The 14,526-nt window shown below is 57.5% G+C and carries 12 protein-coding genes; 2 read left to right on the top strand and 10 right to left on the bottom strand.

What is annotated here, in order from left to right:
• Positions 1 to 17: 17 nt before the first annotated feature.
• The 5 genes from hutH to HY010_05460 all read right to left on the bottom strand — a co-directional run bounded on the left by hutH (position 18) and on the right by HY010_05460 (position 6,190).
• Complete coding sequence (hutH, locus tag HY010_05480; GenBank protein MBI3475161.1) at positions 18 to 1,559, bottom strand: histidine ammonia-lyase; 1,542 nt, start codon at positions 1,557 to 1,559, stop codon at positions 18 to 20.
• 59 nt (positions 1,560 to 1,618) lie between these two features.
• Positions 1,619 to 2,044 (bottom strand): acyl-CoA thioesterase, encoded by a 426-nt coding sequence (locus tag HY010_05475; protein MBI3475160.1) that lies wholly within the window; start codon positions 2,042 to 2,044, stop codon positions 1,619 to 1,621.
• Positions 2,041 to 3,147: an enoyl-CoA hydratase/isomerase family protein gene (locus tag HY010_05470; protein ID MBI3475159.1), complete on the bottom strand. Its 1,107-nt coding sequence runs from the start codon at positions 3,145 to 3,147 to the stop codon at positions 2,041 to 2,043. The genes HY010_05475 and HY010_05470 overlap by 4 nt, the downstream gene beginning before the upstream one ends.
• Positions 3,148 to 3,401: 254 nt before the next feature.
• The gene (locus tag HY010_05465; GenBank protein MBI3475158.1) at positions 3,402 to 4,277 is read right to left on the bottom strand and encodes a hydroxymethylglutaryl-CoA lyase; all 876 of its coding nucleotides are present in this window, start codon (positions 4,275 to 4,277) and stop codon (positions 3,402 to 3,404) included.
• Between the two features lie 239 nt (positions 4,278 to 4,516).
• Positions 4,517 to 6,190 carry an acyl-CoA carboxylase subunit beta gene (locus HY010_05460; protein MBI3475157.1) on the bottom strand — a complete coding sequence of 558 codons (1,674 nt, stop codon included), beginning with the start codon at positions 6,188 to 6,190 and terminating at the stop codon, positions 4,517 to 4,519.
• A 150-nt stretch (positions 6,191 to 6,340) separates the two neighbouring features.
• On the opposite strand from HY010_05460, the gene HY010_05455 reads away from it, so the two are divergent.
• The gene (locus HY010_05455) at positions 6,341 to 7,459 is read left to right on the top strand and encodes a hypothetical protein (GenBank protein MBI3475156.1); all 1,119 of its coding nucleotides are present in this window, start codon (positions 6,341 to 6,343) and stop codon (positions 7,457 to 7,459) included.
• A gap of 27 nt (positions 7,460 to 7,486) precedes the next feature.
• Here HY010_05455 and HY010_05450 read toward each other — a convergent pair whose 3' ends face one another.
• Both HY010_05450 and HY010_05445 read right to left on the bottom strand, forming a co-directional pair.
• On the bottom strand, positions 7,487 to 9,061 hold the full coding sequence (locus HY010_05450; GenBank protein MBI3475155.1) for a trimethylamine methyltransferase family protein: 1,575 nt from the start codon (positions 9,059 to 9,061) through the stop codon (positions 7,487 to 7,489).
• On the bottom strand, positions 8,962 to 9,624 hold the full coding sequence (locus tag HY010_05445) for a corrinoid protein (GenBank protein ID MBI3475154.1): 663 nt from the start codon (positions 9,622 to 9,624) through the stop codon (positions 8,962 to 8,964). The genes HY010_05450 and HY010_05445 overlap by 100 nt, the downstream gene beginning before the upstream one ends.
• Positions 9,625 to 9,822: 198 nt before the next feature.
• On the opposite strand from HY010_05445, the gene HY010_05440 reads away from it, so the two are divergent.
• Positions 9,823 to 11,094, top strand: coding sequence for a hypothetical protein (locus tag HY010_05440; protein ID MBI3475153.1), 1,272 nt, complete (start codon positions 9,823 to 9,825; stop codon positions 11,092 to 11,094).
• Here HY010_05440 and HY010_05435 read toward each other — a convergent pair.
• The 3 genes from HY010_05435 to HY010_05425 all read right to left on the bottom strand — a co-directional run bounded on the left by HY010_05435 (position 11,091) and on the right by HY010_05425 (position 14,392).
• Positions 11,091 to 11,681, bottom strand: coding sequence for an enoyl-CoA hydratase/isomerase family protein (locus HY010_05435; GenBank protein ID MBI3475152.1), 591 nt, complete (start codon positions 11,679 to 11,681; stop codon positions 11,091 to 11,093). The two genes, HY010_05440 and HY010_05435, sit on opposite strands and share 4 nt — an antisense overlap.
• A gap of 101 nt (positions 11,682 to 11,782) precedes the next feature.
• A complete protein-coding gene (locus tag HY010_05430) occupies positions 11,783 to 12,199 on the bottom strand; it encodes a cobalamin B12-binding domain-containing protein (GenBank protein ID MBI3475151.1) in 417 nt (138 codons plus the stop codon).
• A gap of 111 nt (positions 12,200 to 12,310) precedes the next feature.
• Positions 12,311 to 14,392, bottom strand: coding sequence for a S9 family peptidase (locus HY010_05425; GenBank protein ID MBI3475150.1), 2,082 nt, complete (start codon positions 14,390 to 14,392; stop codon positions 12,311 to 12,313).
• Positions 14,393 to 14,526 lie beyond the last annotated feature (134 nt).

The raw sequence follows: 14,526 nt of genomic DNA, 5'->3' as shown, positions 1-14,526 counted from the left end.
TACTCCCGGCAATCGACTTACCGCACTGCTTCCGCCACCTTACCCGCCGCGATCGTCTCCGCAATCCTCGCGAAGTCTTGATACATGACCCGGTCCTTGTCCATGGTGGCGCAAACGGCGCGGATAGCGGCGTGCGCGTGTTGCAGTGGCTTTGAAGTCTTGAGCGGCGCAAGGAAGTCGATAGCCTGAGCGGCGGCCATCGCCTCAATGGCGAGCGCGTTGCGCGTGTTATCCACTACCTTTTTCAGTTTGATGGCGGCAGTCATTCCCATCGAAACATAGTCTTCTTTGTTGCCCGAGGTGGTGATCGAATCGACCGACGCAGGATGGGACAGCACCTTATTTTCGCTGACCAGCGAGGCTGCCGTAACTTGCGGCATCATGAAGCCGGAGTTGAGTCCCGCGCCGGGCGCGAGAAACGGGGGCAGACCTTCGCTGAGCGCAGGATTGACCAGACGTTCGAGGCGGCGTTCACTCATCCCGGCGAGAGCACTGAGAGCGATGGCGAGAAAATCGAGAGCAAACGCTAGCGGCTCACCGTGAAAGTTGCCGCCCGAGATCACGTCGCCTTCGCCGTCTTTCGCCTTTGGGTTTTTCACAAAGACGAGCGGGTTATCGACCGCGGAATTTGCTTCGATTTCAAATGTGGCGCGACAGTGCGCGAGCGTGTCGCGGACAGCGCCATGCACCTGCGGAATGCAGCGCAGAGAGTAGGCGTCCTGTACGCGTCCGCAATCGCGATGGGAGTCTCGGATCTGGCTGCCTTCGAGGAGGCGGCGTAAGTTCGCGGCGACTTTAGTTTGTCCGGCATGCGGGCGTGCATGATGAATGCGCTCGTCATAGGCGACGTCGGTGCCCTTGAGTGCATCGCAGGCCATCGCGCCAATCACGTCGGCGGTGTCGGCGAGGATCTCGGCGGCAAGCAGGGATAGCGTCCCGACCGCGAGCATGGCCTGGGTACCGTTGATCAACGACACGGCCTCTTTGGCCTCGAGCACAAGCGGCTTGATCTGCGCACGTTTCAAAGCTTCGGCGCTAGGGATGCGCGCACCTTTGTCGTCAAAACACTCGCCTTCACCGATCAATGCCAGCGCCAGGTGCGCGAGCGGAGCTAGGTCGCCGCTTGCGCCTACGCTTCCCTGCGATGGAACGAACGGGGTGACTCCGCGGTTCAGCATTTCGCAAATCGTGTCGATAGTGATCGCGCGCACTCCGGAGTGTCCTTTGGAGAGCGAGTTGGCTCGGAGCAGCATCATGGCGCGGGTTTCGGAAACTGCCAGCGGTTCGCCAACGCCGACTGCGTGCGATCGCACCAGATTCACCTGGAGTTCGCGGATCTGGTCGCCGACAATGCGGACGTCACTCAGCTTGCCGACGCCGGTCGTGATGGCGTACGAAACTTTGTCGTTGGCAACGAGTTTGTCGACGACGGCACGAGCACGGTCGACCGCTTCGCGAGCATCGGGGTCGAGTAGGACGGGGCGGCGGGCGTTGAGGTCAGCAACTTCGCGCACAGCCTCTAAGGTCAGATCGTTTCCGTTAATGTGAAGGGCTTTCAAAAGAGTTCTCGGTTTCGTCGTTGGTCGTTGGTCGTTGGTCGTTCGTCCTTCGTCGTTCGCTATTCGACTTTTGTGACGGCTGCGCGGAACGCTTTCATGTATTTTTCCGGCAGAGATCTAGGCTTCAACTGGCTGTCGGCGACGATGTGCGTGGTCTCGCCTTCCGCGAGTAATTCTCCGGTTCCGGCGCGCACCAGTTCGTATCCGAAGTGGATAAGCTTTTCACGAACGTTCTTCAGATAGGTACGTACCAGAACCTCGTCATCATAAAGCACGGGAGCCTTGTAGCGGCAGCGCGCGTCAACGACGGCGATGTGGCAGTCGTCTTCCTTTTCCATTTCTTTGTAGGTGAAGCCAAGTTGGCGCAGCAGTTCAACGCGCCCGACTTCGAACCAGATGAAATGGTTGGAGTGATAGACGATCCCCATCTGATCGGTCTCGGCGTAGCGGACACGGATGCGGGTTTCGTTGACCGCGTGATTCATTGCCCCGTCCACTTCGGTTTGCGCTTTTCGAGAAATGACGTCACCCCTTCGCGGAAATCGGGGGTGTCGCGGATGGCGGCGTTCTCGCGGACAGCGGACTCAATCTGCGCATCCAGTTCTTCGCGCGCGTGATCGCTCAACAGCCGCTTGGTATAAGCGAGAGATGCGGGGGAATTCTCCATCAACTGGGCTGCGAGTTCACGGGCGCGAGCGTGCAATTTTTCTGGTGAAACGATTTCGTTGATCAGGCCAATCCGCAGGGCCTCCTCAGCGTCGAAGAGCCGGCCGGTCAGCAGTAAGTCGCGGGCAATTTTTTCTCCCACCTGGCGGAGCAGGAAGGTTGAAACGATTGCGGGCACGAAGCCAATTCTTACCTCGGTGTACCCGAACTTGGCTTCCGGCACTGCCAAAGTAAAGTCACAGAGCGTCGCGAGTCCGGTGCCTCCCGCCACGGCGGCCCCGTTGACTGCGGCAATGGTCGGCTTGGGAAAATCGTAGAGGCCGCGGAACAACGCCGCCATTTTCCTGGTATCGGCGAGACCTTGCTCCGGCGTGCGACCGGTGAGCGCTTTCAGATTGTCGAGGTCCATGCCCGAGCAGAAGGCCTTCCCTGCTCCGGTGAGAATCAGCACTTGAGCAGATGAAATCTTCACCTCATCCAGCGCACGCCCGAGGTCGTCGATCAACTCGTAGCTGATCGCGTTGCGCTTCTCGGGACGGTTGAGAGTGACGGTCGCGATGCCGTGCTCGAATGCGAGTTGAAGGGTGCTGTAGTTCATTTTGTAACCAGGGCCGTTGTTACTATGAGAACTGCCATCCTGAGCGAAGCGAAGGACCTGCTCCTTGTACCATGAGTCGCTCAGGTCTTCCCATCTACGGTTTTCCGCTTCGATGAGCGCAATCTCCTTCTTTCGCAGCCACCCTTTGATTGCTTTTTCGCGCGCGATGGCGTGCGTCACATACTGGAACCGTTCGAAGTATACAAGACGATGGACTTGATATTTGCTGGTGAAGCCAGGAAGTTCGCCGTGCTTGTGTTCCCAGACTCTGTTTCTAATATCACTCGTGACGCCCACATAAAGGACACGGGATTTGCTCGCCATGATGTAGACGTAGAAATTGGGCACGCTGCAGGATGGCGGCTTTGACGGTCGATTGCGGTGCCGTTCATCACAACCGTTTTGTTCGGTTTTGGGAGGCGCAATTGCGCACTGTCATCCTGAGCCGTCCGGAGGCGAAGCCGAGGACGAGCGAAGGATTTGCTTTCCCTTCGTGCCCCGAGGACAGCAGGTCCTTCGCTTCGCTCAGGATGACAGTCTCCAAATTGCCTGCAGGCTTTATGGCTCTAACGCGGGCTTTATTGCTCTAAAGCCGCCTTATAGCGCGCACCAATCTCCGTCGATGCTCTTACGAGCCCATCCAGCGACTTCAACACAGGCAACTGCGTGCCGCGCGACTTCAGTGCTTCGATCACTTTTTCGGTCGGTAAATTTCCGACCAGGTCATCCTGTGCGAACGGGCATCCGCCCAGGCCTCCAATCGCAGAATCGAAGCGGCGGCATCCGGCATCATAGGCGGCGAGCACTTTCGCGGCGGCCTCATCGCGACGACTGTGCAGGTGAACGCCGATTTCGAGATAGTCATATTTCGCCATCACGGCGGCAACAACTTCTTTGATCTTCTCTGGAGAGGCCATGCCCACCGTGTCGGCGAGCGAGATCATGTGGATATCCTGCGCTTCGAGCAGGGCGACAGCTTCGACCACTTCCTCAATCGTCCAGAGGTCGCCGTAGGGATTGCCGAATGCCATCGAGATGTAGACGACGGTTTCGAGGCCGGCGTCGCTCGCTAGCTTCTCGATCTTTTCTAGCTCCTCAATCGCATCTTCAAGAGTCTGGCGCTGATTGTTTTCGAGGAATGTCGGGGAAATGGAATACGGAAAACCGAGTGTGCGAACGGCTTCCGTCTTGATCGCCCGCTGCGCACCCTTCTCGTTGACGACGATACCGATGATCTCTACGTCATCGGGGGGATCGAGTTGCTTCAGAACATCTTCGGAATCGGCCATCTGCGGGACAGCATTGGGAGAGACGAACGAGACGGCATCGATGTGCTTGAATCCGGCGCTGATCAGCGCCTGCAGATAGTTAGCTTTCAGATCGGTCGGAATCTGGCCTTTGAGGCCTTGCCAGGCATCGCGGGGACATTCGATGAGTTTGATACCTTCAGACATTTTCACCACGGAGACACGGAGGCACGGAGAAAACCGAATGCTTCATAAAACCTCTCTCACGATGCCGCCTTTTACTAACACTGCAACATTGAAGTTGATGATCAGACCGATTCCTTGTTGGTCCGCTTCAGATATTTCAGAAGTTGCGCCTCGTGTGCGCGATAAACTTCAATCGCGGCTCCAAATATCTTCTCCGTGAGAGCTTCTTGAAGAAGTTTGCTCCGTGTCTCCGTGGTGAATCATGTCTGCAGCACTCCCACCCTGAACTCCGGCACTTCCGGATTCAGCGCTGCGGCTTCGAGAGCTTGGGTGATCGCCTGCCGCGTCTCCATTGGATCGATGATCTTGTCTATCCACAGGCGGGCAGCGCCATACCGCGGATCGGTCTGTTCGTCGTAAGTCTTCTTCACGGAATCGAAGAGTTCTTTCTTTTCTTCGTCGGTCAACTTCTTGCCACTGCGTTCGAGTTGCTTGACTTTGATTTCTACCAGCGTGCCGGCGGCGGACTCTCCACTCATGACCGCGTACCTTGCAGTCGGCCACGCGAATACGAAACGCGGGTCATACGCTTTGCCGCACATGGCATAGTGTCCTGCTCCAAAGGAGCCACCGACAATCACGGTGATCTTCGGGACAACGGAGTTCGACACAGCATTCACCAGCTTGGCTCCAGCTTTGATGATGCCGCTCCATTCCGCGTCGCGGCCTACCATGAAGCCGTTGACATCATGAAGAAAAACGAGAGGAACGAGGTTCTGGTTGCAGTCCATGATGAAGCGCGCGGCTTTTTCGGCAGACTCGGTGTAGATGACACCGCCGAACTCAACGCGTTTGTGGCCTTCATGGTCAGTCTGTTGGGCGTGCAGTTTCTGATTGGCAACGATGCCGACGGCGAATCCACCAATGCGCGCATACCCACAGATAATTGTCTTGCCATATTCGGCTTTGTATTCGTCGAATCGGCTTTCGTCGACGATCCGTGCCAGGACTTCTTTCATGTCGTAAGGCCGCGCCGGCGAGGAGTCGTAGATGCCGTAGATCTCTTCGGCTGTCATGGCAGGATCGATCGGCTGTTTGCGATCCCAGAGCGAGCGGCGGCGATAGCCCCATTTCTCTACCAACGAGCGGATGCGCGCCAGGCAGGACTGATCGTTCGGCTCGCGGAAGTCCACCGTGCCGCTGATGGCAGCGTGCATCGCGGCTCCGCCCAGTTCTTCAGCGGAAACTTTCTGTCCGATAGCGGCTTGCACTAACGCGGGGCCGGCTAAAAATAGTCCACTGCCATCGGTCATGAGTACGTTGTCGCACATCACGGGAAGGTAGCCGCCGCCAGCGACGCACATCCCCATAATGGCGGCAATTTGCGGAATCCCCATCGCGGACATGACCGCATTGTTGCGGAAGACGCGGCCGAAGTCGTCGGTGTCGGGGAAAACATCTTCCTGCAGAGGAAGAAACACGCCAGCGGAATCCACTAGGTAGATGGTCGGAATACGGTTTTCGATCGCAATGTTCTGCGCGCGAATAACCTTTTTCGCGGTCATCGGGAAAAAGGCCCCGGCCTTTACGGTGGCGTCGTTCACGATCAACATGACGAGACGCGTATGAACTCGGGCCAATCCGGTGATCACGCCAGCGGCAGGAGCGGATCCCCACTCCTCATACATGCCGTGGGCAGCAAAACTTCCGAGTTCAAAAAATGAACCGGGATCAACCAGCAGGTTGATGCGTTCGCGGGCGGTAAGGCGCCCTTTGGAGTGCTGGTTTTCAATTGCCTTTGGACCGCCGCCTTCGCGAATGATCTCTTCTTCATTGCGGACTTGAGCAACCAGGTCGGCAAGAGCGCGCATGTTGGATTCGAAGCGCAGCGAACTGGGGTCCACCTTGGTAGGGAGGACGTTGTTCACAGTCATCGCGGTGGAGTCGGTCTTGTCAGCCATGAGTGCGCTCGCGAACAAACTACTATACCAGCGGGACTGAGGCTTCTGCGCCCGGTCTACCGGCGAGTGACGGGCAGTGCGTTTGTTTCCGAGTGTGACCGGGCTGGGCGCTACAATCCTGAAATGTTGCGCAGGATGGAAGAGTGGCCCGACTGGAAGATCGCCCTGACTCTCGCATTCGCGTTGCGGATTTTCTATTCAGTGCTCGCGGGTGTGCTTTCTTTCATTCTCCATCCTGATCCGACGCTGATTCATAGCAACGCACTCACCGAGAATCTGGCGACGCCGGGCGACTGGCACTATGCGCTCGTGGGAGTCTGGGAGCGCTTCGACACGCTGTGGTATCTGCGGATTAGTCAGCACGGTTACGATCTTCCGCAGGGAGTGGTTTTCTATCCTCTTTATCCGGCAGCAATTCGATCCGCGAGATTGGCATTGCCGGTGACTGTGGCGGCTCTTCTCGTCTCAACTGTGGCCGCCTTTTTTTTCTTCCTGGGTCTGCTGCGGCTGGGACGGGCAGAATTGGCCGGCGAAGCAAGAGTCCGCATGATTTTGCTGGTCTGCGTGTGGCCGACCAGCTTCGTGTTATTTGCGGGCTATGCAGAATCGTTGCTACTCGCGCTGATCCTGTGGGCGGTGATCTTTGCTCGCGATGAACGATGGTGGCCCGCGACACTGTGCGGGGTTCTGGCGGGAGTGTGCCGTCCTTCGGGAGTGCTCGTGGCGATTCCTCTGGCGTTGCTGGCGTTACGCAGCCGGCGTGTTTCGTCGATGATCGTGCTGCTCACGCCCATTGGATTGCTCAGCTATTGGGGATGGCTGCGGTGGACTGGAAGACTTTCGGTGGTCGAGGCATATCGAATCTACCAGGGCGCAACCCTCGCGCCACCATGGGCGAGTGTCCGCGAAGCTCTACGAATCATTGTGATCGAACACGATGGACTGTTGGCGATCAAACTGGGGTTGGTCGTGCTGATGCTGGCTCTCAGCTTGCGGCGTGAGGTGCGTCTGGAAGACAAACTGTTTGCCTGCGCCGTCATCCTTCAAATGCTGCTCTACACGGGACGTCCGCTGCTCGGTGCGGCGCGGTACCTGCTGCCGGTTTATCCGGCGTTTGTGATGCTCGGTAGCTACGCGGCGCGACGGTGGAATGGGAAACAGTTTGGTTTCTATCTTGCCGCTTTCGGATTTCTGAACTTAGTGTGGTTTACGGCGTTTCTCAACTGGTCGCTGGTCTTCTGAGGTAACTGGTTTCGGGTAAATCTATTCCTACATGGTTGACCGCAGTGGTTGTTCAATGCCCGGCAGATACTGAAGTCCCGCGCGTTTGGCTTCTCGCGAGGCGATGGTAAGAAGATCCTGCTTCACGCGCGGTGAGAGGGTTGGTTGCGAGTAGGACGCACTCAACTGGTCGACACGATCGCGGGCGCGATCGAATGCGTTGCGTGGCGGTGCGTTCTCGGGTTCTTCGCGGGCGCTGCGATCGATGACCGCAGAAGGAAAATGCTGTTCGCTTCGGAACAGCGCTCGAGTCTCTTTCAACTTGAGGAAGTCGCCGTGGAATCCGACCTGGGCAAACATGTTGACCGCCAGGCTCTCGGTGCGCGGTTCAATTCCAGCGACCAGTCTTTGCGCGGACGCGATTGCTTCGGCATCGACGACTAACTTCTCCACGCTGTGGCAGGCCAGCGAATCCAACATGCCAGCGCCGGAAATCATGTTGATGCCCGCCATTGCACCGAGTGCGGCAGAGATGCTGCTCTCCATGCCGGCTTGCGCGTCGACCAGTTTAGAGTCGGTCGCCACCAGGTAGGCATGCGTGGGTAGGCCCAGATATTTGCCGACTTGCGTGCAGGCAATGTTCAGCATGGCGGTTTCGATGGCTCCCATGGGAGCGCCGCCCGTACTCATATCGAAGATGGCTGGAGCCCCTCCCCACACAATCGGAGCACCAGGCGCTGCGAGTTGATGAATCGTGATACCGCTGATACTTTCGGCGGCGTGTTGCACGACCGAGCCTGCGAGCGTAACTGGTCCCGTAGCGCCTGCGAGTGGCATCGAGATCAGTTCGGCGGGAATGCCGGCGCGCGCCAACGCAACGAGGTTGTACGCGGCGAACTCGGTCCAGTGCAACGGAGGAGAAGGACACACGTCGAACACAGCTCTGGGCTTGCTCTTCAGCGCATCGAGACTGCCACTATCAGCGGCCAGCAGGTCGATCATGGCCTGCAGAGTGTCCGCGCTGAATGCGCCCGTGACGATTGGCTTGTTGGAATGCCACAACACCAACAGCAAGCGGTAGAAGTCGCCAATCTCCGAAGGAATGTCGTTGCAGACGACGGCCGTAGATTGCGCTGCGTACTGCGGCAAAGTCTCGGCTACTTGAATGAGCCGCACCAGATCGGCGGACTGCGCCAGGCGCGGCTGCAGAGTGTCTGGATCAAGCACGTTGAGGCAGGAAGAGCCGGGATCGAAATGAACCTCGTCGGCACCGTAGTGCACGGCCGACTGGCCGGCGCGATCGTAGAGAAAGAATTCACGGGGAGCGGACTGCAGGGCACGACGAGCGAGTGGCTCCGGGATGTGAGCAACGCCGTCCTCGACTCGGGCACCAGCGGAGGCCAACAGTTCCGTCGCTTCGGGGCTGGAAACTTTCACACCGGGATTCATGAGAAGCGCGAACGCTTCTTCAAGGATGCGATCAAGCAACGGGCGATCAAGAAGTTCAAACCTGGGTCTCACAATTACTCCGCGCGTATATTCGTCTGCATCAGGCTCTGAACCAAAGCAACCGCGCCCGCTGCGTCCTTGCCGTAACCATCCGCGCCGATTTCTTCTGCCCAGCGACGGGTTACCGGCGCGCCTCCGACAATGACTTTGACGCGCTGGCGCAAGCCTTCGCGTTCGATGGCTTCGATGACGGTTTTCTGGCCGCGCATGGTGGTCGTGAGTAGGGCGGAGACTCCGACAATGTCGGCTTGCAATTCTCGAGCCTTGGCGGCGAACACCTCGCTGGGAACGTCACCACCGAGGTCGTGCACTTTGAAACCGTGAGCCGTGAGCAGAGTGCCGACGAGAGTCTTCCCAATTTCGTGGATGTCTCCCTTGGCTGTCCCGAGGATTACCGTGCCCGCATTCGGACGCTCGGCACCCAACCTCTTTAGTTCAGGTTCCAGCACTTGCATCGCAGCTCGCATGGCTTCGGCTGAGGCCATCATGTCGGGAAGGAACATGGCGTGCAGTCCGAACTGCTCGCCCACGTGATGCATGCCCGGGACAAAGCCCTGGTTGATGGCGTCGAGAGGCGCGATGCCCTCGCGCAGGGCATTCTGGGCCAGAGACAGCGCGGTTTCAGGTGCGCCGTCGATGATGCTTTGACGCATGGCCTGCAAGGCGTCTTCGTGCATCCGCTCACCTCACGAGGTGATTGAAAACGGAACGCTGAACATTTGTCTGTGACTTGAATCACCGATCGGGAAGCGTGAAGGCCAATGATAGGATGACTGGCAAACATATTTCAGTGCAGCCGACCCAGGCGGCCACTACGAGAAGCCTTGAAACCCTTTTCATTCACACGACGAGAATGGCTGCGAAATTCGGCGCGGCTGGCTCTCTCAGGTTCCGCGCTGGGCTTGGCCTACAGCCTTACTTCATGCGGAGGCGGTTCCTCGTCGATCGCCCCGCCACCCCCTCCGCCCCCGCCTCCTTCGGACGATGAATTCCTCGACCAGATTGAAAGCGCGATCTTCAAGTTCTTTTGGGAACAGGCAAGCTCGACCACGGGACAAGTGAAAGACCGGGCACTCGCGGCGGGCAATGATAGTCGCACCGTTTCGAGCATCGCGGCCACGGGATTTGGACTAACGGCTCTCTGCATCGGACACAAGCGCGGCTATGGGGACGCTACCCAAATCAAGGATCGGGTGACGACGACGCTCGACTACCTGCTCAATCAACTGTTTCACCAGAACGGATTTTTCTACCACTTCATTGACATGAATACGGGCGCGCGTGCGTTCAACAGCGAGGTGTCGTCGATCGACACGGCGATCCTGCTGTGCGGCGTGCTTACGTGCCGCCAATATTTTCAGGACGCGCAGATTCAGAGTCTCGCAACTCAGATTTACGATCGGGTGAATTGGACGTGGATGCTGAACGGCGGCACAACTTTTTCGATGGGCTGGACTCCAGAAAGCGGATTTATCACCGCTCGCTGGGACACTTACAGTGAGTTGATGATGCTGTACATGCTGGGTATCGGCGCGACAAACAACGCGGTGCCGGCATCTTCATGGGATGCGATTGCGAGGCCGATCTTCAATTACCAGGGACTGACTTACATCACGAACTTATTTGCGCCACTCTTTATTCATCAGTATTCGCATGCCTGGATTGATTTCCGGAACAAGCAGGACAAGTACGCGAACTACTTCAACAACTCGGTCACGGCGACGCAAGCGCACAAGGCCTTCTGCCTGTCGTTGCAAGGGCAATTCTCGGATTACAAATCCAACCAGTGGGGCATCACCGCTTCCGATTCGGTAAATGGATACACGGCTTGGGGCGGCCCTCCGCAGATGGGAGCGATCGACGGCACGATTGTGCCGTGCGCGGCGGGAGGATCGTTGCCGTTTGCCCCGAGCGATTGCTTGGCTGTGCTACGAAATATTCGGACCGCTTTTCCGCGGACCTGGCAGCGGTACGGTTACGTAGACGCGTTCAATCCGTTGAGTAACTGGTATGACCCGGACGTGATCGGCATCGATGTGGGCATCACCATGCTGATGGCGGAGAATCAGCGCAGCCAGTTCGTTTGGAATACGTTCATGACCAATCCGGAAATTCAGAAAGCGCTGGGGTTAGTGCAACTCGCCTAGGTCATTTCTCCCCGACAGCATCGCAACGCTTCTGCGACCGGATTTTCTGCGATCTGATCGATCAATCCCATGCGGAGCGCTCTGTCGGCAGAGACTTTTTCCGCCGCAACAAATAGTTCTAATGCCCGCCCTTTGCCGATGAGACGTGGCAGACGTTGCGTCCCTCCCCAACCAGTGACGAGTCCGAGAGCGGCTCCACGATGTCCAAAGACCGCGTCCGGGGCGGCAATACGACGATGACAAGCTAACGCGACGTCGAGTCCTCCACCCATGCAATGGCCTTCGATCGCGGCAATAACCGGCGTAGGGTGATTTTCAATTGCGTTCATCAGGGTCTGTCCCATAAGAGAAAATTCGTAGGCCTGAGGCCCGCTGAGGACGGCGATTTCGCGGAGGTCGGCGCCGACGGAGAAGAAACGTGGGTTGCCGGTAATGATCAGCGGCTTCGGCTGATCTCGTAGATCATTCATGACCGCGGTCATCGCGAGTACGCAAGCCCGCGTCAGGCGGTTCGTACCGTCGTCTGACACTAGCCAGAGGACGTTGACGCCCTCGCGCGAATCGAGTTGGAAGAAGGGAGAGGTCATTCCCTGTACAGGAAATCTTTACCACAGGGGGCACGGAGGACACGGAGGAAACCAAGTGCGACACTTGCGCGGCTGTAACGAGAGCGGCGCCCGTTCCGGCACTATCCCGCGGTTACGGTTTGCGGCTTCACGTGTTCGCGGATGAATTTGACGATGTCGTCCATCGGCGTGCCGGGCTGGAAAATTCCTGCAACGCCAATTTCTTTCAGATGTGCGATGTCCTGATCGGGAATGATCCCGCCGACCAGCACGAGCACGTCATTCATCTTGTGTTCCTTGAGCAGGTCCATTACGCGGGGAACAATGGCGTTGTGCGCTCCCGACAGGATCGAGAGGCCGATGACTTGCACATCTTCCTGGATCGAAGCGTTGACGACCATCTCGGGCGTCTGCCGCAATCCGGTGTAGATGACTTCCATGCCAGCGTCGCGTAAGGCGCGAGCAATCACTTTGGCGCCGCGGTCGTGACCGTCCAGGCCGGGCTTGGCTACCAGGACGCGAATCTTAAGGTCGGGCATCGTCTTAATTTAACCACAGACGCGGGGCCAAGCACAGTGCCGGAGGACACATGCCGATGTCGCGACAACTGCGTAAGCTGTCCCCTCCCGATCAGTGGCGAAACGGCCGCCCTATGGCTTCACTCCCAGCTGCCAGAACAGGAACGAATACATATCCGTGTTTTCCTCGATCTGCTTGGCGACGGGCTTGCCCTGTCCGTGACCGGCTTTGGTTTCGATGCGAAGGAGGATGGGCTTCTCTTTACTTGCGCCGTTCTTTGCTTCGGCCTGCATCAGAGCCGCCATCTTCTTGGCGTGCATGGGATCGACACGGGTATCGGTATCGGCAGTCATAAAGAGGATGGCCGGATACTCCTGTCCTGTCTTCACGTGGTGATAGGGCGAATACGCGTAGATGAAGTCGAACTGCTTGGGATCTTCGGCCGAGCCGTATTCAGGGATCCAGAGTTTTGCGATCTGGAAATTCTGATACCGCAACATGTCGAGTAGCGGCACTGCGCAAATCACGGCGCGGAAAAGATCGGGGCGCTGCGTGATCATGGCGCCCATGAGCAGGCCGCCGTTCGAGCCACCGAGAATCGAGAGATGATCCTTGTCCGTGTATTTCTGCGAGATCAGATATTCGGCGGCGGAGATGAAGTCGTCGAACACATTCTGCTTTTTCTCGAGCATGCCGGCGCGATGCCAGTCTTCGCCGAATTCCGAGCCTCCGCGCAGATTCGCGACCGCGTAGATGCCGCCGTGCTCCATCCATAGATACATGGAGCGGCTGAAGCTGGGGGTTTCAGAAACATTGAAGCCGCCGTAGCCAGTGAGGAGAACGGGATTCTTCCCATTCTTTTCAATTCCCTTCTTGCTCACGACGAACATCGGTATGCGTGTACCGTCTTTCGAGTTGTACCAGACCTGCTGCACTTCAAATCCGGAAGGATCGATCGAAGGCGCGTCGACCTTGGTCCAGAGAGAAGTCGCGCCGCTATTCAAGTCATAGCGATACACCGACGGTGGAACGGTGTAGGACTGGAATCCGAAGAACAGCTCTGAAACGTCCCACTTGCCGGCAACGGCATTCACGGTGCCTATGGTCGGCAATGGAATGTCGCGGAGTTTCTTGCCATCGACGTCGAAGATTTTTAATTCGGAGCTGGCATTGTGCTCATACTGCGCGAAGAGCTTCCCGCCGGTAACGCTGGCGCTCTGCAGAACGGCGTCTGATTGCGGGATCAGTTCTTTCCAGTTTTCGCGTTTTGGATTCGTGGCGTCGGCAGCAAACACACGAAAACGCGGAGCATCTTCGTTCGTCGTGATGTAGAGCTTCCCTTTCAGAAAATCTGCGCTGTAGAGAAATTCCTTGCCGGTCGTAAGCTCGACTGGAGGGTTCTTCGATGAAAGATCCTGCAGATACATTTCACTCTTGGTCCAACCCTGGAAGACCGTGATCAGCAGCCAGCGGCCATCTTCCGAGAGATTAACAGACGGGATGTCCTGCGGGTTGCGGCCCTCGCCAAACAGCAGCGGATCCTTATCCGGATCTGTACCCAGCGCATGATAGAAGACCTTGACGTGGTAAACCTCTTCGCCGTCCGGCACCTCACCTTTTTTCGGATGTCGCGTGTAGTAGAAACCGGAATTATCTTTCTTCCACGCGAGGCTGGCGAAGCGCGTGCGCTCGATCACATCGGGCAGCAATTTTCCGGTCGCGCTGTCGATCAGATGGAGAGTGCTTTCTTCCGAGCCATTCGGCGAAGTCCCATAGGCGATGTACTTGCCATCGTCGGCCGGGAACCACCAGTCGAGCGCGACGGTGCCGTCGGTGGACATCTTGTTTACATCGATGAGGACACGATCGGTGCCGCCTAGTCCTTCACGCACATAGAGCACGGGCTGATTCTGCGTGCCTTCGCGGCGGGTATAGAAATAATATTTGCCCCCAATCTGCGGAGGTCCGATGGTGCCAATGGTCAGCAACTGCGAGAGGCGCGCATTGATGCGGTCGCGTCCGGGCAGCGGATCGAGGACGCTGCGCGTGTAGGCCAGCTGCTGCTCGACATACTGCTTGGTGTCGGGACTATTGCCATCTTCGAGGAAGCGGTAACGGTCCACGATCTTGTGGCCCTGGACTGTGTCTTCAACCGGCGCCTCTTTCGTTTTCGGCGGACCAGAGGGAGCGGAAGAATCCGCCGCCCAGACCATGACGACTGCACCTGTCAGCAGGAAGATAAAAAAGGCAAGCAAGCGTAAGCCTCCCGTCATAAGCACCTCATGGGACAACTGTGATGATGTCTTTTATTTAGAGTAAGAGCAGAGTCCAAGGTTAGCAGAACTGA

This window comes from Acidobacteriota bacterium (assembly GCA_016196065.1).
Taxonomy (GTDB): Bacteria; Acidobacteriota; Terriglobia; order Terriglobales; family Acidobacteriaceae; genus Acidiflorens.
The sequence above is the reverse complement of the archived record's forward strand: the minus strand, read 5'-3'. Positions and strand labels throughout refer to the sequence as shown.

Coding starts and splice junctions, on each gene's coding strand:
- HY010_05465 (MBI3475158.1), bottom strand. CDS start 4,277: ATGTCTGAAGGTATCAAACTCATCGAATGTCCCCGCGATGCCTGGCAA.
- HY010_05460 (MBI3475157.1), bottom strand. CDS start 6,190: ATGACTGTGAACAACGTCCTCCCTACCAAGGTGGACCCCAGTTCGCTG.
- HY010_05435 (MBI3475152.1), bottom strand. CDS start 11,681: ATGACCTCTCCCTTCTTCCAACTCGATTCGCGCGAGGGCGTCAACGTC.
- HY010_05470 (MBI3475159.1), bottom strand. CDS start 3,147: ATGGCGAGCAAATCCCGTGTCCTTTATGTGGGCGTCACGAGTGATATT.
- HY010_05425 (MBI3475150.1), bottom strand. CDS start 14,392: ATGGTCTGGGCGGCGGATTCTTCCGCTCCCTCTGGTCCGCCGAAAACG.
- HY010_05445 (MBI3475154.1), bottom strand. CDS start 9,624: ATGCACGAAGACGCCTTGCAGGCCATGCGTCAAAGCATCATCGACGGC.
- HY010_05475 (MBI3475160.1), bottom strand. CDS start 2,044: ATGAATCACGCGGTCAACGAAACCCGCATCCGTGTCCGCTACGCCGAG.
- HY010_05455 (MBI3475156.1), top strand. CDS start 6,341: ATGTTGCGCAGGATGGAAGAGTGGCCCGACTGGAAGATCGCCCTGACT.
- HY010_05430 (MBI3475151.1), bottom strand. CDS start 12,199: ATGCCCGACCTTAAGATTCGCGTCCTGGTAGCCAAGCCCGGCCTGGAC.